Here is a 19,199-nt window from a genome sequence, read left to right as displayed (position 1 = left end):
AGACACGCTCCCCCGGCACAACTCCCGAAACCAGGAACCGCACCGGACAAAACACCATCCGCGACCCCCGGAAACCACACCCGAACGCAACAAAGCGAACCAGTAAAATGGTTTCCAATTGGAAGGGGGTCCGTCGCAATTTTTCCGCATCAGCGGCGGCGACTCGATCTACTCTACACACCCCCAAGACCCGAGGCAAATCACCCCTGCATCGTCATCCCACATTTCAAAACCCGCTACAACACGCGGAATTCGGCCCCAAACACCACCCGAAGGAACGCCGTCCCGGGCGTAATCCGCAAACATGCCGTGCATCACAATCAACCCGCCGCACAAGCAGGCAAGCAGGCAAGCAAGCGAGCAAGCGGCCTAGTGCCCGGTGGCTCCCTCGGTCTTGCGCATCATGGTGGACAGCAGGACGGCAACCACCGCAATCAAGGTGGCGGTCAGGAACGCTGCCTGCATCCCGGCAACAAAGCCGGACGCAGCCGAGACCACGGCGAAGATCGAAACCAGGAGTGCGGTCCCTGCGGCTCCCGCCACCTGCTGCAGGGTGCTCATGATTGCCGAGCCGTGCGAATAGAGGTGGGGCGGGAGCGGGTTGAGGCCAGTAGTGAACGCCGGGGTGAACAGCAAAGCCAAGCCCAGGCTAAGTACTGCGTAAAGGACCACGACCCACCACAGGGGGCTGCTCGCGGTGAGCATCGAGAACTGCCACAGCGTGAGTACCAAGAGGATGGATCCTGTCACAGTCAGTGGGAGCGGTCCGATCTTGTCGAACAACCTACCGACCACCGGACCGAGCAGGCCCATCGCCAAGCCGCCCGGAAGAAGCGCCAGGCCGGTCTCCATCGGCTGCAGGTGGAGGACGTTCTGCAGGTAGAGCGGCAGCAGGATCACTCCGCCGAACAGGGCCATCATGGCAACCACCATGAGCAGCACCGAGACCGTGAACATGCGGAAGTTGAATGCCCTGAGGTCCAGGAGGGGCGCGTCGGACTTCTGCAACTTGAGCTGGCGGAAGACGAATGCCACCATGCACAGCACTCCGGTCACGAGCGCAGCGATCGGCAAGGCAGTCGCCCCGGCGTGGCCGCCGATCTGGCTCAGTCCATAGACCAATCCGCCGAAAGCAGGAACGGTCAGGACCACCGAGGCGAAGTCAAGCCTCACATTGCCACGCTCGCCCACGTTCGTCAGGAACTTGGCACCGATGCCCATGGCCAACAGGGCCACCGGCAGTACGAAAACGAACATGAACCGCCAGGAGAAATGGTCAAGGATGATCCCGGAAACCGTGGGGCCCAAGGCGGGCGCAACCGAAATCGCAATGGTCACGTTGCCCATCACCGCGCCGCGGCGGGACAAGGGCACCAAGGTCAAGATGGTTGTCATGAGGAGCGGGAGCATGATTGCCGTGCCGCCGGCTTGGACGATGCGTGCCAACAAGAGCACCCCAAACCCAGGGGCTAGAGCCGCGAGCAGGGTGCCGCTGCTGAACAGTCCGATGGCCAAGAGGAACGCAGCCCGAGTGGTGAGCCTCTGGAGGATGAAGCCGGTGGTGGGTATGACCACGGCCATGGTCAGCATGAATCCGGTGGAGAGCCACTGGACCGTGGGCGCGTCGACGTTGAGGTCCGTCATGAGCCGCTGCAGGGCGACGTTCATGATGGTCTCGTTGAGGATCACCACGAAGGTAGCCACAAGGAGCGTGACAATGACGGTGACAGACTCGCGCGACATCCTGTCCCTGGCGTGCTGCGTCCCCGTTTCCGGTGCGGGGCTGCCGGACGCGTCTGATGTGACGTCGGTAGACATGAGGATTCCTCGGCTGTGGGTGCGGTGGTGTCCGGCGCTCGGCACCGGTGAAGATTGCAACAGTCTAAGCCTCAACAGCATTCCCGTCAGCAGCTTAATCCAAACGTTTGCGCAGAGACATCCGGATGTTAAGTGTCAGGAACTCAGCGGCACGTTGTCGATCAACCGTACGGGCCCGACCTGCGCCGCAATGATCGCAAGCCCTTCACCCCGGAACGGAGTTTCCTTGCAGTTTTCCGCGAGCGGTTCCAGCGTGCGGGGATCGACGACGTCGAAATAGTCCAGCTTCACGAGGGGCTGCGATTCGACGAGCGCGACGGCGGTGTCCAGCTCGAGCGGCTCGTTCGCCAGGGCGTGGGACTCGAGAAGGCGGAGGGCACGGGACAGCGCCAAGGCCGCTTCCCGCTCTTCTTCGGAAAGGAAGCGGTTCCGGCTGGAAAGCGCCAGCCCTTCGGCATTGCGCACGGTAGACACGGCCACGATGTCCACCGGGAAGCTGAGATCTGCCACCATCCGCTTCACCAGGGCCAACTGCTGGGCATCCTTCTGGCCGAAGTACGCGCGGTACGCGGCAGCACCGCCGTCGGCGGCTGGACCGCCAGGCAGACCGTAGTGCAGCAGTTTGGCGACCACTGTGAGGGCGCCGTCGAAGTGGCCGGGGCGCGAGGCTCCCTCCCATTTCTCGCCCAGGGGTCCCGAGGTCACCCGGACCAGCGGCTCCCCGCCGGGGTAGACCTCATCCACGGAAGGGGCGAAGACGAGGTCCACGCCCTCGGCGTCAAGGAGCGCCATATCGGCATCAAGCGTGCGCGGGTAGCGTTCAAGGTCCGCGGCCTCGCCGAATTGCAGGGGGTTGACGAAGATGGAGGCCACCACCACGTCGTTCTGCTCGACGGCGGTGCGGGCCAGTGCTGCGTGACCTGTGTGCAGCGCACCCATCGTGGGGACGAGGCCTTGCGAGCTGCCGCGCTTTTCAGCGAGCAACCGCGCACTTTCGGCCCGCAGTTCCGCTGCGGTGGTGACGAGTTTGATAGCCATGGTCAGTTTCCTTCCTGCGTCCCGGCAGCGTCGTTGCCTGGACGGTCTTCACCGTTGTCCGGCGCACCTGGGCCGTCCAAGGCGTTGTTGATGTCGCCAAGCTGACCCTCTTTGAGCAGTCCGCGATTGGCAGCCCGGCGGGCAGTGGCCCGCGCCATGGCCCGGTAAGCAGCGAGCAGGTCGCCGCCCGCACCGCCGTCGTACTCCTTGAGGGCCTCCGCATGGGCGGCGACAGTCCCCACATCCCCGCGGGCCACGGGCCCGGTCAACGCGGATTCGCCTGAGGCCAGCGCGTTCTCCAAGGTGGCGCGGAGCAGCGGGCCGAGCATGCGTTCCGGCGCGTCGACGCCGATGTCCCGAAGCAGCTGGGATGACTGGGCCACGAGGGTGACCAGGTGGTTCGAGCTGTGCGCGAGGGCTGCGTGGTAGAGCGTGCGGTCAGCCTCGACGATGGCCACTGGTTCGGCGCCCATCTCCACCACGAGGGCTTGGGCGATGGGCAACATCGCGGCGTCGGCGGTGACCCCGAAGGTGCAGTCCATGAGCCGGGTGAGGTCCAGGCTCATGCCCGTGAACGTCATGGCCGGGTGGAGGGCGAGCGGAATGGCACCTGCAGCGCGGACCGGCTTCAGTATTCCGACGCCGAAGCGGCCGGAAGTGTGCGCCACGAGTTGTCCGGGCTGCCATGCTCCAAGCTTGGCCAGTCCGGCCACGAGTTCACCGAGGGCGTCGTCCGGGACGGCCAGGAGCACCAACTCGGACCGCTCCACGATTTCCTGGATTTCAAGGATCGGGACCCCCGGCAGCAGGGTCTCCGCCCGCTCCCGGCTCGCCTCCGACACGGCGGAAACCCCGACGACGGCGTGCTCGGCCCCGCGCAGGGCCGCACCCAAGACGGCACCCACCTTGCCGGCGCCGATGATTCCTACGCCGAGTCGTCCTGGCCTAGCCATGGTCTGGTTCCTCCTGGGTCGATGCATGCTGGATGGCATGCGTGCTTGGCGGGGCCGGCAGCGCCGTGGGCGCCAGTTGCGCCAGCCATTGTTCGCTGCTCTGCAGTCTGCGGGCTTTCCGGGCCCGGGCGGCCTGCTGGTCGAATACGCCGACCGCCTCCTCTGTGGCTGCCTGGATGAGCCGGGGCGCCACAGGCCCTGGAGTCGTATGCAGCACAAGGTCGGCCACGCCGAAGAGCCGGGCCAGGGGACCTTGGTGGAGGGCGATGGACTGGGTTCGTTGATGCGGGACCACCACCAGCCTCCGCCACAAGCGGCCGGAGCGCAGCAACAGGGCGGTCTCCGTTGACAGGAAGCCGTTGCGTCGCCAGCCCAACGGGGAAAGAATCCAGGCACGCCTGGGTGTGGTGACAAATCCCGCGTCGGAGTCCAGGCCGGTCAGCCCTGCCGTGAAGACGCGCTCGGGGTCTGCGGTACCGGGATCGGGCAGGACGAGCGAGAGCATCATCATCACCTCGGGCTTCCGCCCGACTGGAAGCAACATGGTGCGGTGCTCCCCTTCGCTACGGCGATGTTCGCCGTAGCCGGCAACGTTCACGTGGATCCGGTACCAGCCGAGAATGCGCCACAACGGCGGCTGCGTGACCTTGAGGGCCTGGATGCGGCCGGGAGGCACGGTCTGGGCCCGGGTGTCCAGGAGTCCGTATCGCAGGCGGATGCCGTCCGGGGATATTGCCGCGGTGAAGTTGTAGCCCGTGTTGAACGAACGCCAGTAGGCGGTACCCAAGCCGAGGATTGCTGGAATCAAGTAGAGGATGAAGGCCCGGGACTCGGTCAATACTGACAGCAGCACCGACGCGATGGCGCTGAGCACAATGAAGAAGCTCTGCTCGCTCAGGATCAGCGAGCCGACAAGCCTTCCAGGCGGAAGGTAGAGCACCACCTGTTCGGGTGCCTCGGGCACCTCGACTGTTTCGCTCCCGTCAGCAATGCCGGCAGCCCGGCCCAGGATAGTGGCGCGGAGCTGTTTGGCCTGCGCGAGCCTGAGGTAGGAAAGCCGCACGGCCGAATGGCCCGCGTCGGCCACCTCGAACTTCAGCTCCGCGAGCCCGAAAATGCGGGCGAGCAGCGGCTGCACGATGTCGATGGCCTGAACGCGGTCAAGCCGTGCCTGGCGCTGCTGCTTGAAAAGGAAACCGGTATTGACCCGGACGTAACCCTCGGCGAGCTGATAACGGGTGAAATACCAGCTGAGAAGGAACGAGCCCAAAGCCAGCAACAGCACGACGCCGCCCCCGGCCAGGAGCCAGAGCGTGCGTTCATTGAAGTTGTCCCCAATGGTCCCGCGGCCTTGGAGGGCTCGCTCGAAGGTATCGCGGCCGAAAAAATAGACGATCGCCGCCAGCGCCACCCATCCGCGCACGAAAGGCGACGCCGGGTGCACGCGGTGCCAATCGCCGTCGACGACGGTCTGTTCCTGGGTCACAGCCCGGCCAGCCTCGCTTCGCCTCGGGCCGAGAGCTGCTCGCGCAGCCGTGCGCCTTCAGCAGCGGGAAGTCCGGGCAAGTGGGCGTTGGTTCCAGTGGAAGCGGTGTGGAGTTTGAGGGTGCACAGTCCCAAGAGCCGCTCGACTGGCCCAACCGCGACATCGACGTACTGCATCCGGCCGTAGGGAACCACCATGGTCCGCTGGAAGAAGATACCGCGGCGGATCAGGAGGTCGTCGTCGCGTTCCGCATAGCCGATGGCCTTCACTTGCCTCGGGATCAACACGAGCCGCCACAGGGCGAGCAACAAAAGGGCCGCTGGAACGGCGACGGCGAGCCACAGCGGCGGCCACCTCCACCACCCCAGTTCCACGAAAAGCAAGGGCAGGCTGAACAGGCCGACCATGACCAGGTTGCCGATGGCCCACTCGACGAGCCGCACCGTCACGTATTTCGGCGAAACGCGCAACCACTGGATCCCGGGAGGATCAATCGCCACGGTACGCATATTCGCCTTCGCCCTTGGCCTCGCGATGCCGTGAATCCCTGATGCCGGGCCCGCCTTCCAGGTCCTCGGGCGGGATCCGGCAGAACCGCTCCACGACGAGCCCCACTATGGTCATGATGAGCCCTCCGCCGCCCATGATTAGCGCGAGCCAGAAGATACCCTGGTCGCTGCGGAGGCTCCAGAGCCGGAGCTGCTCAATCACAATTCCCACGTGCCAGCCGAGCAGCACGGTGCCCGCATAGGCGCAGGCCTGGGCCAGGATCAGGGTTCGCGCGGCCAGGATGGGGTTGAGCATGGTCTTCTTCTTGCCGTTGCGCCAGCGCAGGACACGGATGCCCATGATCAACGTCAGCACGGCAATGACACCCATGGTCACCAACGCGGAAGGAGGAAGCACCGGCGTCGCCATGCTGTAGCGCGTGGTGAGCACGGTAGCCAGCCAGCCAATTGCGGCGAGAACGACGGCGATGATCGCCAACAAGAGCGGACGCATGGCCTTCATGGACTATTCCACCGCTCCTGCGGCAGCGACGCTGCCGGATCCGTCGAAACCGTCGAACGGCCGGAGACCTGGAAAGTCCTCGGCTTTGGCGGCCAGATCGGCGACGCTCTCACCGTTGAGCCGCGCTGCGGGGTCCAGGAGCGCCCACGGATAGAGCACGAAGGCGCGCACGGCGGCCCGAGGATGCGGCAGGGTCAAGGTTTCGTCGTCGCTGGTGAGTTCGCCGTAGACGATGATGTCCACATCCAAAGTGCGGGGGCCCCAGCGGACCTCGCGGACCCGATGGTGGATTTGCTCGACGTCGTGGCAGTGCTGGAGGAGGTCCAGCGGCGCAAGGGTCGTCTCAATGGCAATCACCATGTTGAGGAAATCCGGTTGCCCCACCGGTCCGCCCACGGCTTTGGTCTGCACCACGGGAGAGACCCCGAGCAGGCGGATTTCCGGGCGGTCAACGAGGTCGGCAACGGCGGTGGACAGGGTGTCGTTCCGCTCGCCCAGGTTGCTGCCGAGGGCCAGGATGGCTTTGGTGAATCGGGAGGTCATGCACGCTCCCTGTGGACACTGACCGTGACGTCACCGAAGGGAACTTCGATGGGTGCCTTGGGTTTGTGGACTGTGACATCGATGGCGGCGACGTTGAAGCCCGCCAGGATCCCCTCGGCGATCCGCACCGCGAGGGCCTCGATCAGGTTGAGTGGCTCGCCCGAAATGACGGACGTTATGTACTCGGCGACTTCGCCGTAGTGCGCCGTGAACTGCAGGTCATCTGTTTCCGCGGCCTTGCCGAAATCGGTGTACAGCACCGCGTCGACGACGAACGGCTGGCCGTCACGGCGCTCGAAGTCGAAGACGCCGTGATGCCCGACGGCGGTCACGCCGGTCAGTGTGATCTTGTCCAAACCGGTCCCTCCCCCTCTGTTCACCAAGTTTAGTGTCTGATGCGCGCGGCGACCTTGACGGCGTCAAGGCTTGGTCCGACGTCGTGGACGCGCACGGCCCAAGCACCGTTCGCGGCACTGATTGCGGTGATGGCAGCGGTGGCATGGTCCCGTTCCTCCGGCGCCGCCGCCTTGCCGGCCACGGTCAGGAGCGTCCCGAGGAAGCGTTTGCGTGAAGCTCCGATCAGGACCTTGTGGCCGAGTTCGTCCAGCTTGCCGATGTACTTGAGGAGTTGCCAGTTCTGGTCCTCGTCCTTGGAGAAGCCCAGGCCGGGATCCACAATGATTTGTTCCGCCGTGACGCCAGCCGCATAGAGCTTGTCGCGGACGCCCTTGAGCTCCTCGATGACTTCCTCCACGACATTTCCGTAGTCGGCAAGGCTGTTCATGGTTTCGGCGTCGCCTCGGCGATGCGTCAAGACATAGGGCACCTTGGTACGTGCGACGAGTTCGGCCATCTCCGGTTCGAGGCTCAACCCGGAGACGTCGTTGATGATCGCGGCGCCGGCCTCCACCGCCGCGGCGGCCGTCGACGCGTGCGTCGTGTCGATGCTGACGAGCGCCCCGGCCTTCACGAGTGCCTGGATCACCGGCAAGACCCGCCGTTGTTCTTCTTCCGGGGAGACGGGCTCTGCGCCCGGGCGGGTCGATTCCCCGCCGACGTCGATGATGTCCGCTCCGGAGTACAACATGCGCAATGCGTGGGCGATGGCGGTGTCCGCCGTGGGGTGCTTGCCGCCGTCGCTGAATGAATCCGGCGTGACGTTCAGAATTCCCATGACAAGCGTGCGGTCGGCCGGCAGGTCCGCGAAGCGGGCCGCTGGACGGGGTTTGCGGAGAATGGGCAGGGGGCTGGTAGCCGGGCCCGTTCCTGGTGCTGCTGCGAGGGAATCCATGATCTTTGTTACCTTCCGAGTATGAGGCTCATGGCTTCGGCACGGGTGGCCGGGTCATGAAGTTGCCCGCGCACTGCGCTGGTGACGGTCTTGGCGCCGGGCTTGCGAATGCCACGCATGGACATGCACATGTGTTCGCATTCGACGACGACGATCGCGCCCCGGGGCTTGAGGTGGGTCACGAGCGCTTCGACGATCTGGGTGGTCAGGCGTTCCTGCACCTGCGGACGGCGGGCGTAAATGTCGACGAGACGGGCCAGCTTGCTCAGCCCCGTCACTTTGCCGTCGTGGGAAGGGATGTATCCAACGTGCGCGACGCCGTGGAACGGCACCAAATGGTGCTCGCACGTGGAATAGAACGGGATGTCCTTGACCAGCACGAGTTCCTCATGGTCGAGGTCGAACGTGGTGGACAGGACGTCCTCGGGATCCTGGTGCAGGCCAGCGAAGACCTCGGCGTAAGCCTTGGCAACGCGCTTCGGCGTATCCACCAGTCCGCCACGGTCCGGGTCCTCGCCCACGGCGATGAGGATCTCGCGTACGGCCGCCTCTATGCGGGGGCGGTCGACCTTATATGAGTGATGGCCGTGGCCGTGGCCACCTGATTTCCCCCCGGAGGTGCCGCCAAGGTCATCACTGGCGGCACCGCTGAAGTCGTCGTCGTCGATGTGAGTCACAGCAGAAAGCTTAGCCTTGATGCGAAACGTCGGTGCCCGCGTCCGGTCCCTGCCCCGTAAATGACTCCTGGCTGCCGACTCCCTGCGGATGCGGGGACTGAGCGTCCAAAGGCTCTTCGAGACGAGCGGCCTTGGCCTCTTCCTGGGCCTCACGTTCAGCCTTCTCTGCGCGGGATTCCACCGGCGGGATGGTCTGGACCGGGCGGGATTCCTTGGAGAGCCACACCTCGCGGAAGTCGCGCTTGCGGATGTCGCGGAAGATGTAGGCGATCTCCGCCTGGTTCAGCGTTTCGCGCTCAAGCAGTTCGAGGGCCAACTGGTCCAGGACGTCGCGGTTCTCGGTGAGGATGGCGTAGGCCTCATCGTGGGCCTGGTCGATCAGGCGGCGCACTTCCTCGTCGACGATGTACGCGACCGAGTCGGAGTAGTTGCGTTCCTGCGCCATGTCCCGGCCCAGGAAAGGCTCGCCGCCACCTGCGCCAAGCTTCACGGCGCCGATGCGCTCGCTCATGCCGAACTGGGTGACCATCTTGCGGGCCGTTCCGGTGGCCTTCTCGATGTCGTTCGAAGCGCCCGTCGAGGGGTCGTGGAAGACGATTTCCTCTGCAACGCGCCCACCCATGGCATAGGCCATCTGGTCCAGGAGTTCATTGCGCGTGATCGAGTACTTGTCGTCCTCCGGGACAACCATCGTGTAGCCGAGGGCGCGGCCTCGGGGCAGGATGGTGATCTTCGTGACAGGGGCGGAATTGCGGAGGGCTGCCGCCACCAGGGCGTGGCCGCCTTCGTGGTAGGCGGTGATCTTCCGTTCCATTTCCTTCATGACGCGGCTACGCTTCTGCGGGCCCGCCATGACACGGTCGATTGCTTCGTCCAGGGCGCGGTCGTCAATCAGGTTGGCATTGGACCTGGCGGTCAGGAGGGCGGCCTCGTTCAGCACGTTGGCAAGGTCCGCACCCGTGTAGCCCGGGGTCTTCTTCGCGACGCCCTTGAGGTCGACGCCGTGGGCCATCGGCTTGCCCTTGGCATGGACGTTCAGGATCTGCTCGCGACCAATCAAGTCCGGTGCTTCGACGGTGATCTGGCGGTCGAAACGGCCTGGGCGCAGCAGGGCAGGGTCCAGGACGTCCGGACGGTTGGTTGCCGCGATCAGGATTACGTTGGTCTTGACGTCGAAGCCGTCCATTTCGACCAGAAGCTGGTTAAGGGTCTGTTCGCGCTCGTCGTTGCCGCCGCCGATGCCAGCGCCGCGGTGACGTCCAACGGCGTCGATCTCGTCAACGAAAATGATGGCGGGCGCATTGGCTTTGGCTTGCTCGAAGAGGTCGCGGACACGGGAAGCACCAACGCCGACGAACATTTCAACGAAGTCCGAGCCCGAGATGGAGAAGAACGGGACGCCGGCCTCGCCTGCGACGGCGCGGGCCAGGAGGGTCTTGCCGGTGCCCGGAGGGCCGTAGAGCAGCACGCCCTTCGGGATCTTGGCGCCAACGGCCTGGAACTTTGCCGGTTCTGCGAGGAATTCCTTGATCTCCTGAAGTTCCTCGACGGCTTCGTCCGCACCGGCCACATCCGCGAAGGTGACTTGCGGCATGTCCTTGTTGACCAGCTTGGCCTTCGACTTGCCGAACTGCATCACCTTGGAGCCGCCGCCTTGCATGCGCGAGAGCAGGAACCAGAAAAGCACACCCAGCAGGAGCACGGGGACGAGGAGCGAGAACAGTCCGGAGAACCAGTTGTTTTCGACGGGCTGGTCCGTGAAGCCGCCGGATGGCTGGGCATTGGTGACTGCCTTGACGACGTCCCCGGCCCGCGCCGTGACATAGAAGAACTGGACGTTCTTGCCCTTGTCCTGGCCGTCGATGACGAGGTTGTCTTTCAGCGTCAGGTCAACGCGGTTCTCGGCATCGTAGATCTTGGCCTGGTCCACCTTGCCGCTCTGGGCGAGGATCGCGAGGCCCTTATCGGTGTCGATTCGGGTGGATCCGCCGGGGGCAAGGGTTGCAAATGCCACCAGGAGCAAGCCGACTACGACAACAATCCAGATGCCCGGGCCCTTGAAGAAACTCTTAGCTTTCATCTGTTCGGGGGCTCCGCCCCGTCCCTCCTGGTAGTGCTGCACGGCGCAGCTTCTGCGCGCGTGTGGTGCTGCGTCAGTTTCTAGCTTTACACCGTTCGGAGTGATTCACGCACAGTAAGAGGCAAAAGTTCCCTCTAGGCGTACATCAACAAGGAATTCCGGAAGCTCGCGGGAGAAATCCATGGTTCTTTCAGGATCCCCCGGCGCCACTGCACACATAGCGAAGCGGCCTCCCGAACAGGAGGCCGCTTTCGTTCCGCGAACAATACGCGGTGGTTCGCTGCGGGAAGAGTTACTCGTATACGTGCGGTGCGAGGGTTCCCACGAAGTCCAGATTGCGGTACTTCTCGGCGTAATCCAGTCCATAGCCGACGACGAATTCGTTGGGGATGTCATAGCCGACGTACTTGACATCGATCTCCACCTTGGCGGCCGTGGGCTTGCGGAACGCGGTGCAGATTTCCACGGAAGCGGTGCCCCGCGACTCGAGGTTGGTCTTGAGCCAGGAGAGAGTCAGGCCGGAATCGATGATGTCTTCGACAATCAGGACATCCTTGCCCATGAGGTCGGTATCAAGGTCCTTGAGGATGCGCACGACGCCGGAGGACTGGGTCCCGGAGCCGTAGGAGGACACCGCCATCCAATCCATGCTGACGTGGCTGTGCAGCGCACGCGCAAGGTCTGCCATGACCATGACGGCACCCTTGAGCACGCCGACGATCAGCAGCTCACGGCCCTCGTAGTCCTTGTCAATCTGTGCAGCAAGTTCGGCGATCCGTTGCTGGATCTGCTCCTTGGTGTAGAGAACGTGTTTGAGGTCTGCCTGGACGTCGTTTGAATCCACCAATGGCTCCTGTGTTGATGCGTGGGTGCGGCTACTGTTGGGGCGATCTTTGATGCCGGAATACTAGCTTCCCACAGCCGCCGCCTTCGCGGGGAACGGCAGTTCCCCGCGCTGGGGCCTCCCGCCCCAATTCGCTGAGGGATACACGATAGACGCTGACGCTTCCGGGAAGCTGCACGGGTCCCGCCGATCCCTGCCGGCGCAGCAACCCTTCGGCTGCCTGGAGCCGCCCATAGCCGGGCTGTTGGCCCCCGACGTCGGCCGCAGCCTTGGCGATCACCCGGAACCTCAGGGCCGGGGACAACTCCCTCAAGGCGACTTCGGGGAGCCACACGCCGTCGTCGCTCCGGTTAACGAGTCCCGCATAACTCTCTGCGGCAAGCTGCTCCAGGAAGTCAGCGTCCTGCTGGAGGATCGCGGCTGTACGGGCGAGCGACTCGGCAACGCCGGGCCCCAGCTTGTCCTCAAGCAAGGGCATCACCTCCACCCGGGTCCGCGAGCGGGCGAAGGCGGGGTCCGCGTTGCTGGGATCGTGCCAGGCTTCGAGTTCCTCGACCTCGCAGATTTCGAGCGTTTCTGATCGGCGCAGGCCAAGGAAAGGACGAAGGAGCTTGCCGCGCGCCGGACGCATCCCGGCGAGGGAGCGGGTTCCCGAGCCTCGTGCCAGGCCCAGCAGGACCTGTTCGGCTTGGTCGTCCAGAGTGTGCCCGAGCAGGATCGCTCCACAATCGAGTTCGGCGGCCGCCGCTTCAAGGGCCGCGTGCCGGGCATCGCGTGCCGCCGCCTCGGGCCCGAACCCGGCAGCGGCCACCTCCACGGTCCGTAGCTGGACGGGCGAGAGGCCCAGGTCCTCCAGGATCGCCACGGTTCGCGCCGCGACCTCGCCCGAGCCTGCTTGCAGCTGATGGTCGACCACGACGGCGGCAACATGCACGGGGTGGCCCTGCACGCGGCCCCGACGGGCAAAGTAGGCCGCCACCGAAGCAAGTGCCAAGGAGTCCGGGCCGCCGCTGCAAGCGACGAGGATCCGCTCGGGATAGCCTGCGGAGGCCAGCGCGTCCTGCACCATGTTCCGCGCCTTGCCGACCACCGGCGCCAAACGCCCGGGACGTCGTCGTCCGCTGCTCGGACCGCTTCTACCGCTTGCGCCGGAACCCGATGTGGTGCCTGCGGTCACAGCCCCATCCGCTCAAGCCACAGCTTGGAGTCGTGGATTTCGGCTTCGGTAGGCAGTTTTTCGGCCGATTCCCAGACCCGGTTCAGGCCCTCCATGCCGGCCACCGCAACCACTTCACGGACGAACTTGGCGCCGTCGCTGTACTGGCGCATCTTGGCATCCAGGCCGAGGATGTTACGGATGAATTTCTCGATCATTCCGCGGTCCTTGCCCCGCGAGCTGAAGCGCTGCCTAATGGTCTTCACCGAGGGGACAAGGGTGGAATCGACGGCGTCCATCACAACATTCGCGTGGCCTTCCAGGAGGCTCATGACTGCCGTGAGATGCGAGAGCGATGCCTTTTCCTCGGGGTTTTGGAGCAGGTCCAGAATGGCCCCGCGGCCAGGAGTGGCGCCGGTGGAGCGGTCGCGCAAGGACCGCGCCGCCGCAGTGGCACGGTCCATGATGGAATCCACATTGCCGATCAGGTTGGCACTGAGGCGCTCGATTTCCTCGAGCATGTGGGTCCGGAGCCAAGGCGCGGCAGCGAACTGCACCCGGTGGGTCTGTTCGTGAAGGCAAACCCAGAGCCGGAAATCGTCCGGATCAACGTTGAGCTCGCGCTCCACAGAGATGATGTTCGGAGCCACGAGCAAAAGCCGGCCGGCAGGCGGCGCTTTCGAGTCCGGGGCGAGGGCCGCGAAGGGATCGTATTGGCCCAAGACCTTGCTCGACAAGAAGGCGAGCACGGCCCCGAGCTGCGCGCCGGTAATGGCGCCGCTCGCGGCCGCCGCAGCCGGTGTCATCGCCGGGCCGCGCCGGGAGTCCAGCATTTGCTGAAGGGCCGGCTGGAGCATCACTGCGAAACTCTGGGTATTGGCCTTCGCCCAGGACGCCCGGTCAACTACCAGGACATGGGAATCGCGGAGGTCGCGCGCGGCTTCCAAACCAGTGATGTCATGCACATGCGGTACAGAGATGTCCGCGCTGAAACGCAAGCTATCCACGGCTTTGCCGATTTGGGCCGGACTCAGCGGTGGACCGGGGGGAGCGAGCCGGGCAGCCGTGGAGGCGGCCAGCTCCCAGTTGATGAGGGACTGGGCTTGCTGCTGAGACTCCATATGAACCATAAGACCACAACAGGCTGAATCTGCGCCCTTAAGTTCGCTCAACGGCGAACCTCAGGGAGCGGGGGAATGTCAGCCAGCCCGGCAACCGCATGACGCGAGTGCCGTGGCGGACCTGTCCAGCGCGACCTTGTTCCCTTCTGCGCCCGGCATCAGCCCGTTGCCGATAAAGGAGAAGACCAGGAGACGGCCGTTCGCGTCCACAACGTAGCCGCTCAAAGCGATCACCGAATTCAAGGTGCCGGTCTTGGCCCGCACCAGGCCCGCCCCCTGGGAGGTGGTCGCATCGGTGTAGCGGTCGCCGAGCGTCCCGGTCAGTCCGGCTACCGGGAACCCCGCGAGGGCGGCACGGAGACGGGTGTCGGGTCCCGAGGTAATGGCCCGGACCACGTCCGCGAACTGCCGCGCCGACACCTGGTTGCCGAGGGCAAGGCCCGACACGTCTGCCAAGTGCATGGAGTCCGAGGCGACGCCGAGTTCCGCGAGCTGGGCGCCCACGGCCGCCGTCGCGCCGTCGTTGGATCCCGGCTTTCCCTCGGACAGCGCGGCCATCCGACCGAAAACCTCAGCGAGGTAGTTGTCCGACGTTTCCAGCATCAAGTCGACTTGCTCGCGGACGGTGGCAGACACCGCGCTGGCGAGGACGCCCTGCTTTCCGGTTGGAGCCGCGGCGCGTTCCACACCGGGGACCACCGTGAAGCCAGCAGCGGCACCCGCGGCTTGCAGCTTCCCCGCGAAAGCCTGGGCTGCGGTGAGCGCGGCGTCTTGCGGACGCGGGCCGTTGGTTGCCCCCGGGCTTGTCCGGGCCGAGTTCAGGGCGAGCGGAAAGACCGGCGCCGTTTCCCCGGCGGCGACATCGTCGAGGCTCCATGCCGGGTTCAAGGCAGGCCCGGTGAACAGTCCATCGTCCAACTGCACCGTGACCGGGCCCTTCACGCCGCGGTCCTGCAAAGCTTTTGCCGTGTCCGCCGCGAGGGTCTCCAAACCGGCATGGCCGAGCACCTCATTGGCTTGGGACGGGCCGTCACCGAGCAGGACATCGCCTCCAGCGCTCAGGATGATGGTCGACGGCGAAGGTCCCGCCAGGACCCGAGTGCTGAAGCGGGTCTCCGGGCCGATCGCCCGCAGCGCCGCGACTGCGGTGAGCAACTTCATGTTGGACGCCGGCACCCGGTTCTTGGCGCCGTCGCGATCGTAAAGCGGAAGCCCGGTCAACGCATCCTCGACGACGCCGGTGAAGTCTCCCCCGCCGTCGGGGGTCAAGAGGGCATTGAGCTGGTTCGTGACATCGGCCGGCAACGGGACCGGAGCGGAAGCGTCCAAGGGGGCAACGATCTGGGTGCGGCTCAGCTGCTTGGGGACCTGTTGCCAGTCCGGCACCTTGGGGCCGGGCGCACCGGCTGCCCCCGGAAAGCCGGGACCAATGAATCCAGCTGCGATCCCGAGTCCCATCGGCACGGCCAGGACCGCGATGACCAAGGTCAACAAGGCCAGTGGCAGAAAGCGGACGATGCCCTTCGACGCGGACTTCCTGGCCCTTGGCCCCCTGGGCCTGAGAATCGGAGTGTCCTGCTGTTCCGGAGCCTGCTTTTCAGCCCCCGCCTCGTCAACGCCCGTCATGCAGCCTTAGTCCTCAAAGTCTTGAATGTCCCCACCGTTTCAAGAAACTTGGGCCTCTCGCTATATCCTCAATAGTAGTCGGCGGCGTCGGCTGCTCTGTTGCCGCGCCCATGCCAATACCGCCAAGGAGCATTCCATGAAGCACGACGTCACGATCGAGATCCCCAAGGGGTCGCGCGTCAAGTACGAAGTTGACCACGAGACCGGTCGCGTCCGCCTGGACCGCGTCCTGTTCACCTCCATGCAGTACCCCACCCACTACGGGTTCTTCGAGAACACCCTGGGTGAGGACGGCGACCCGCTGGACGCACTGGTGCTCCTGCAGGACTTCGACCTATACCCCGGTGTCATCGTCGAGTCCCGCCCCATCGGCGTGTTCAACATGACCGACGACGGCGGCGGAGACGCCAAGGTCCTGTGTGTTCCTGCCGATCCGCGCTTCGACCACATCCAGGAGATCACGGATGTCAGCGAATTCCTGATCAAGGAAATCGAGCACTTCTTCACCCGCTACAAGGACCTTGAGCCGGGCAAATGGGTCAAGGCTGAAGGCTGGGCAGACCGCGCAGCCGCCGAAGCCGAGCTGGAAGCTTCCATCAAGCGTTTCGTTCCGAGCGCGCACTAAAGCAATTCGACCTGCACGACGGCGGCGGGTGCGGTTCCCTGGGAACCGCACCCGCCGCCGTCGTACTTTAATCGGTGGGTCACCGACGCGGAACGAATCGGCCCGCAATCGCCGGGCACCCGCGGCCGTAACGAGCAGTTGGCTCCGAATTAACCGCTTGAAAGTCAGCTACCTGCCGGTAGTGTTTGATCCACCATGTTCACGCTGACCATCAACCAACGCGACAGCCGCGGCAACGGAGACCTCGTACCGCAGCTGCTCAAAGACCTGCGCCACATCCCCGCGTGCTTGGACTTTGACCGTTCGGTGGAGGACGAAGTCCAAGGCATCGTGGAATTTCCGCACCAGGCCGTGGATTCGGCGCTCATCGCCTTGCGGAGCGGACAGTGGTACGTGGGAATCGGCGTCGGACCGGTCAACGAACCCCTGCCCAACCAAATCAAAGACGCCTCCGGGCACGGACTGGTCTACGCACGCCGCGCCGTGGACCGCTTGCGGAATGGCAAGGAACGTGTCCCCGTGGCCGTCGAGGGGCCCGTCGCCGCACTTGCTGCCGAATCGGAGGCTGTGCTGCGGCTCCTGGGGCACATCGTGCAGCATCGAAGCGTTGCTGAGTGGCGCGTCCTGGACCTGCTGACGCCCGGCGTGCGTGGACAACAGAAGGCCGTGGCCCAGGAATTGGGCATCAGCACCCAAGCCGTGAGCAAGGCACTTGCCCGGGCCCAATGGGTGGAAGAGCACGCCGCCAGGCCGGCCGCAGCCCGCTTGCTGCAAATGATCCTCGAGGTTTACTGATTGCGTCGCCACGCCTTCAGCCATCTTGTACTCGACACACCCATTCCTCCCGGCCTACCTTGAGTCCATGATCTCCAGGGAAAAGCTTGGGCGGCTTCTTCCCGCTCTCAGGCAAGCTGTCACAGGCCACCGCCTCCTGTTTGCCGCCAAAACGGCCGTCGCCGCCGGACTGGCTTGGTACCTCGCGCCGCTGATGCCCGGGCCTGCCGCTGCGTATCCGTACTACGCGCCCCTGGGTGTCCTGGTCAGCATGCACCCCACCGTTGCGGCGTCCGCCAAGCATGGGCTGCAAAGCCTGCTTGGACTCGGGCTGGGCATAGCGATGGCCTTCGCCGTGACCACCTTCACCACCCCGAACGCACTGGCGGTTGCCGTCGTCGTCGGCCTGGGCGTGGTCATCGGCGGTCTACCAAGGCTCGGCAGCGCCTCCGAATGGGTCCCCATGGCGGCGTTGTTCGTGCTGGTTCTGGGATATTCGAATACGCAGGGCTTTTCATTCGCGTACGTCCTGCAAATGGGCATGGGAGTGGCAGTCGGATTCGCGGTGAACTGGCTGGTCTTCCCTCCCCTGCATCTTGAAGGCATTGATCCGGCCATCGACGGACACCAACGGGCGCTGTCCAAGCAACTCAGGGACATGGCCAGCGCCATGACGGAATCCTGGCCGCCGGACCATGAAGAATGGGCGAGCCGCAGCGGCGAGCTCGCACGTACGGCGACCGACGTGCGGACTGCCGTCCAGGCGGCGAAGTTGAGCGCCAAGGCGAACCCACGGTCCCGCCGTCGGGCCAGGCGCCTGCCCGGCGACCTGGCCGGTTTGCGCGCGATGGAACGGCTGACTTTCCACGTCCAGGACATCACGGATGTCCTGGCAAGCGTCATCTGGGAAGAGGACGCGGGGACGGTCATTCCGGAGGGTGTCCCGCCGCATTTGGCGGAGGCCCTGGTGGACGTTGCGGTGGCGATTCGGCAATGGAGGCATGGAGACGCCGAAGACTTCAAGAGCTCCCTCGAAGCCGCCCGGGACAGTGTGGCCGCACTGAGTGGCACCCTCACGGAGGCCGCGGCCGACCAAGCGTCCGTGAACGCCACCGCTTCGGTCGCGATGAGCCTGCGGCGAATCATTACCGTGGTCTCCGACGCCGTGTGAGCTGCGGCGGGCATCCGCCGGCCAGCCCCGCTGCGCTTCGGCCTGTTACCGCTGCGCCGGGACCCCGGCTACAACAGGCGACGCAGGATGAGGGCCGCGCCGTCGTCGTAGACCGACGCGGTGACCTCATCCGCGACGGCGATGACTTCCTCGGGTGCCTGGCCCATGGCGACACCGCGCCCGGCCCAGCTGAGCATCTCGATGTCATTGCGGCCGTCCCCCACTGCCACCGTGTGGCGGGGGTGAGTGCCGAGCCGCTGGCGCAGATGCTCCAAAGCACTGGCCTTGGTGACCCCGGCGGCCGCGATATCCAACCAAGCCGTCCAACCCACTGAGTAGGTGACCCCGGAGAGCCCGATCTTGCGAATGGCTGTGGAAAATTCTTCGGCCGTGTTCTCGCTGCTGAAGACCACTACACGCACCGCGGTGGCGTCCAGCATCGTCTGGAAATCCACGCCGATTGCCTCAACGCCGAAGCTGGCGTCCTGGAATCGCTCGGTGGAGAGGAAGTTTCCGTCCTGATCCTCGAGCGCGTACTTTGCGGACGGAAGCTGCTCGCGAAGTGCCATCAACGCCGGAGCGGGATCGAAGGTTGCCTTGTGAATGACCTCGTAACCTGCGTCCAGCTGGGGATCGAGGCGCAACGTGACGCCGCCGTTGCAGCACACGGCATAGCCGCGTTCCAGTCCGATCTGCTCAATGATGGGCAGGGTGGCATTCAACGAGCGTCCGGTGGCGATCAGGACATCGTGTCCGTGGGCGACCACAGCCCTTGCGGCCTCGCGGACACCCGGTGTCATGTGGCCATCGTGGTCGACGAGGGTTCCGTCGACGTCCAACGCGACCATGAGTTTGTGATTCGAATTCCGCTGGTCATCGATGCCAGCGACTGAGGTATCAGTCAAAATAGTCATGCCTCCAGTGAAGCAGACCCCACCGACACCAGCTAGGACGAAGGCCACAGCAGGGGATTAACACGCGGTGA

Annotated in this window: 19 protein-coding genes; 3 read left to right on the top strand and 16 right to left on the bottom strand. The window is 64.9% G+C overall.

Features of this window, described 5'->3' with window-relative positions:
- Window positions 1–369: 369 nt before the first annotated feature.
- The 15 genes from KNN17_RS04725 to dacB form a co-directional block, all read right to left on the bottom strand.
- Entirely contained in the window at window positions 370–1,818 is a 1,449-nt protein-coding gene (locus tag KNN17_RS04725) for a DHA2 family efflux MFS transporter permease subunit (RefSeq protein WP_241707700.1), read from the bottom strand.
- A gap of 135 nt (window positions 1,819–1,953) precedes the next feature.
- A complete protein-coding gene (gene panC, locus KNN17_RS04720) occupies window positions 1,954–2,856 on the bottom strand; it encodes a pantoate--beta-alanine ligase (RefSeq protein ID WP_241707699.1) in 903 nt (300 codons plus the stop codon).
- Window positions 2,857–2,858: 2 nt separating this feature from the next.
- Window positions 2,859–3,809 carry a Rossmann-like and DUF2520 domain-containing protein gene (locus KNN17_RS04715; RefSeq protein WP_241707698.1) on the bottom strand — a complete coding sequence of 317 codons (951 nt, stop codon included), beginning with the start codon at window positions 3,807–3,809 and terminating at the stop codon, window positions 2,859–2,861.
- Window positions 3,802–5,295, bottom strand: a complete 1,494-nt coding sequence (locus KNN17_RS04710; protein ID WP_241707697.1) for a PH domain-containing protein — start codon at window positions 5,293–5,295, stop codon at window positions 3,802–3,804. The genes KNN17_RS04715 and KNN17_RS04710 overlap by 8 nt, the downstream gene beginning before the upstream one ends.
- Window positions 5,292–5,804: a PH domain-containing protein gene (locus KNN17_RS04705; protein ID WP_078106984.1), complete on the bottom strand. Its 513-nt coding sequence runs from the start codon at window positions 5,802–5,804 to the stop codon at window positions 5,292–5,294. Before KNN17_RS04705 ends, KNN17_RS04710 begins: the two co-directional genes overlap by 4 nt.
- Window positions 5,785–6,306 (bottom strand): DUF3180 domain-containing protein, encoded by a 522-nt coding sequence (locus KNN17_RS04700; RefSeq protein ID WP_078106985.1) that lies wholly within the window; start codon window positions 6,304–6,306, stop codon window positions 5,785–5,787. Before KNN17_RS04700 ends, KNN17_RS04705 begins: the two co-directional genes overlap by 20 nt.
- A 3-nt stretch (window positions 6,307–6,309) precedes the next feature.
- Window positions 6,310–6,849 carry a 2-amino-4-hydroxy-6-hydroxymethyldihydropteridine diphosphokinase gene (gene folK, locus KNN17_RS04695; protein ID WP_241707696.1) on the bottom strand — a complete coding sequence of 180 codons (540 nt, stop codon included), beginning with the start codon at window positions 6,847–6,849 and terminating at the stop codon, window positions 6,310–6,312.
- Window positions 6,846–7,205, bottom strand: a complete 360-nt coding sequence (gene folB, locus KNN17_RS04690; protein WP_241707695.1) for a dihydroneopterin aldolase — start codon at window positions 7,203–7,205, stop codon at window positions 6,846–6,848. Before folB ends, folK begins: the two co-directional genes overlap by 4 nt.
- A gap of 29 nt (window positions 7,206–7,234) precedes the next feature.
- Entirely contained in the window at window positions 7,235–8,140 is a 906-nt protein-coding gene (gene folP, locus KNN17_RS04685) for a dihydropteroate synthase (protein WP_241707694.1), read from the bottom strand.
- An 8-nt stretch (window positions 8,141–8,148) separates the two neighbouring features.
- Entirely contained in the window at window positions 8,149–8,817 is a 669-nt protein-coding gene (gene folE, locus KNN17_RS04680) for a GTP cyclohydrolase I FolE (RefSeq protein WP_241707693.1), read from the bottom strand.
- A gap of 10 nt (window positions 8,818–8,827) precedes the next feature.
- Window positions 8,828–10,897: an ATP-dependent zinc metalloprotease FtsH gene (gene ftsH, locus KNN17_RS04675; protein WP_241707692.1), complete on the bottom strand. Its 2,070-nt coding sequence runs from the start codon at window positions 10,895–10,897 to the stop codon at window positions 8,828–8,830.
- 292 nt (window positions 10,898–11,189) lie between these two features.
- Window positions 11,190–11,741: a hypoxanthine phosphoribosyltransferase gene (gene hpt, locus KNN17_RS04670; protein ID WP_059388924.1), complete on the bottom strand. Its 552-nt coding sequence runs from the start codon at window positions 11,739–11,741 to the stop codon at window positions 11,190–11,192.
- Between the two features lie 31 nt (window positions 11,742–11,772).
- Window positions 11,773–12,810, bottom strand: a complete 1,038-nt coding sequence (gene tilS / locus KNN17_RS04665) for a tRNA lysidine(34) synthetase TilS (RefSeq protein WP_241707691.1) — start codon at window positions 12,808–12,810, stop codon at window positions 11,773–11,775.
- Window positions 12,811–12,914: 104 nt separating this feature from the next.
- Window positions 12,915–14,018, bottom strand: coding sequence for a zinc-dependent metalloprotease (locus KNN17_RS04660; RefSeq protein ID WP_241707690.1), 1,104 nt, complete (start codon window positions 14,016–14,018; stop codon window positions 12,915–12,917).
- Between the two features lie 78 nt (window positions 14,019–14,096).
- A complete protein-coding gene (gene dacB, locus KNN17_RS04655; protein WP_241707689.1) occupies window positions 14,097–15,644 on the bottom strand; it encodes a D-alanyl-D-alanine carboxypeptidase/D-alanyl-D-alanine endopeptidase in 1,548 nt (515 codons plus the stop codon).
- 136 nt (window positions 15,645–15,780) lie between these two features.
- On the opposite strand from dacB, the gene KNN17_RS04650 reads away from it, so the two are divergent.
- The 3 genes from KNN17_RS04650 to KNN17_RS04640 all read left to right on the top strand — a co-directional run bounded on the left by KNN17_RS04650 (window position 15,781) and on the right by KNN17_RS04640 (window position 18,214).
- Window positions 15,781–16,269 carry an inorganic diphosphatase gene (locus KNN17_RS04650; RefSeq protein ID WP_078106994.1) on the top strand — a complete coding sequence of 163 codons (489 nt, stop codon included), beginning with the start codon at window positions 15,781–15,783 and terminating at the stop codon, window positions 16,267–16,269.
- A 195-nt stretch (window positions 16,270–16,464) separates the two neighbouring features.
- The gene (locus KNN17_RS04645) at window positions 16,465–17,064 is read left to right on the top strand and encodes a hypothetical protein (protein WP_241707688.1); all 600 of its coding nucleotides are present in this window, start codon (window positions 16,465–16,467) and stop codon (window positions 17,062–17,064) included.
- A gap of 67 nt (window positions 17,065–17,131) precedes the next feature.
- Window positions 17,132–18,214, top strand: coding sequence for an aromatic acid exporter family protein (locus KNN17_RS04640; RefSeq protein WP_078106997.1), 1,083 nt, complete (start codon window positions 17,132–17,134; stop codon window positions 18,212–18,214).
- 68 nt (window positions 18,215–18,282) lie between these two features.
- Here the strand turns inward: KNN17_RS04640 and KNN17_RS04635 are convergent, their stop codons facing one another.
- Window positions 18,283–19,128 carry an HAD family hydrolase gene (locus tag KNN17_RS04635; RefSeq protein ID WP_241707687.1) on the bottom strand — a complete coding sequence of 282 codons (846 nt, stop codon included), beginning with the start codon at window positions 19,126–19,128 and terminating at the stop codon, window positions 18,283–18,285.
- Window positions 19,129–19,199 lie beyond the last annotated feature (71 nt).

The organism is Arthrobacter bambusae, assembly GCF_022606295.1.
GTDB lineage: Bacteria > Actinomycetota > Actinomycetes > Actinomycetales > Micrococcaceae > Arthrobacter > Arthrobacter bambusae_A.
Note: the sequence above shows the minus strand (reverse complement) of the source record. Positions and strands in the feature narration are given on the sequence as shown.

What these genes read in the sequence shown, in the direction of transcription:
- KNN17_RS04725 (WP_241707700.1), bottom strand. Translation starts at nt 1,818, where the DNA reads ATGTCTACCGACGTCACATCAGACGCGTCCGGCAGCCCCGCACCGGAA.
- panC (WP_241707699.1), bottom strand. Translation starts at nt 2,856, where the DNA reads ATGGCTATCAAACTCGTCACCACCGCAGCGGAACTGCGGGCCGAAAGT.
- KNN17_RS04715 (WP_241707698.1), bottom strand. Translation starts at nt 3,809, where the DNA reads ATGGCTAGGCCAGGACGACTCGGCGTAGGAATCATCGGCGCCGGCAAG.
- KNN17_RS04705 (WP_078106984.1), bottom strand. Translation starts at nt 5,804, where the DNA reads ATGCGTACCGTGGCGATTGATCCTCCCGGGATCCAGTGGTTGCGCGTT.
- KNN17_RS04700 (WP_078106985.1), bottom strand. Translation starts at nt 6,306, where the DNA reads ATGAAGGCCATGCGTCCGCTCTTGTTGGCGATCATCGCCGTCGTTCTC.
- folK (WP_241707696.1), bottom strand. Translation starts at nt 6,849, where the DNA reads ATGACCTCCCGATTCACCAAAGCCATCCTGGCCCTCGGCAGCAACCTG.
- folP (WP_241707694.1), bottom strand. Translation starts at nt 8,140, where the DNA reads ATGGATTCCCTCGCAGCAGCACCAGGAACGGGCCCGGCTACCAGCCCC.
- ftsH (WP_241707692.1), bottom strand. Translation starts at nt 10,897, where the DNA reads ATGAAAGCTAAGAGTTTCTTCAAGGGCCCGGGCATCTGGATTGTTGTC.
- tilS (WP_241707691.1), bottom strand. Translation starts at nt 12,810, where the DNA reads ATGGTGCAGGACGCGCTGGCCTCCGCAGGCTATCCCGAGCGGATCCTC.
- KNN17_RS04660 (WP_241707690.1), bottom strand. Translation starts at nt 14,018, where the DNA reads ATGGAGTCTCAGCAGCAAGCCCAGTCCCTCATCAACTGGGAGCTGGCC.
- dacB (WP_241707689.1), bottom strand. Translation starts at nt 15,644, where the DNA reads ATGACGGGCGTTGACGAGGCGGGGGCTGAAAAGCAGGCTCCGGAACAG.
- KNN17_RS04650 (WP_078106994.1), top strand. Translation starts at nt 15,781, where the DNA reads ATGAAGCACGACGTCACGATCGAGATCCCCAAGGGGTCGCGCGTCAAG.
- KNN17_RS04645 (WP_241707688.1), top strand. Translation starts at nt 16,465, where the DNA reads ATGTTCACGCTGACCATCAACCAACGCGACAGCCGCGGCAACGGAGAC.
- KNN17_RS04640 (WP_078106997.1), top strand. Translation starts at nt 17,132, where the DNA reads ATGATCTCCAGGGAAAAGCTTGGGCGGCTTCTTCCCGCTCTCAGGCAA.
- KNN17_RS04635 (WP_241707687.1), bottom strand. Translation starts at nt 19,128, where the DNA reads ATGACTATTTTGACTGATACCTCAGTCGCTGGCATCGATGACCAGCGG.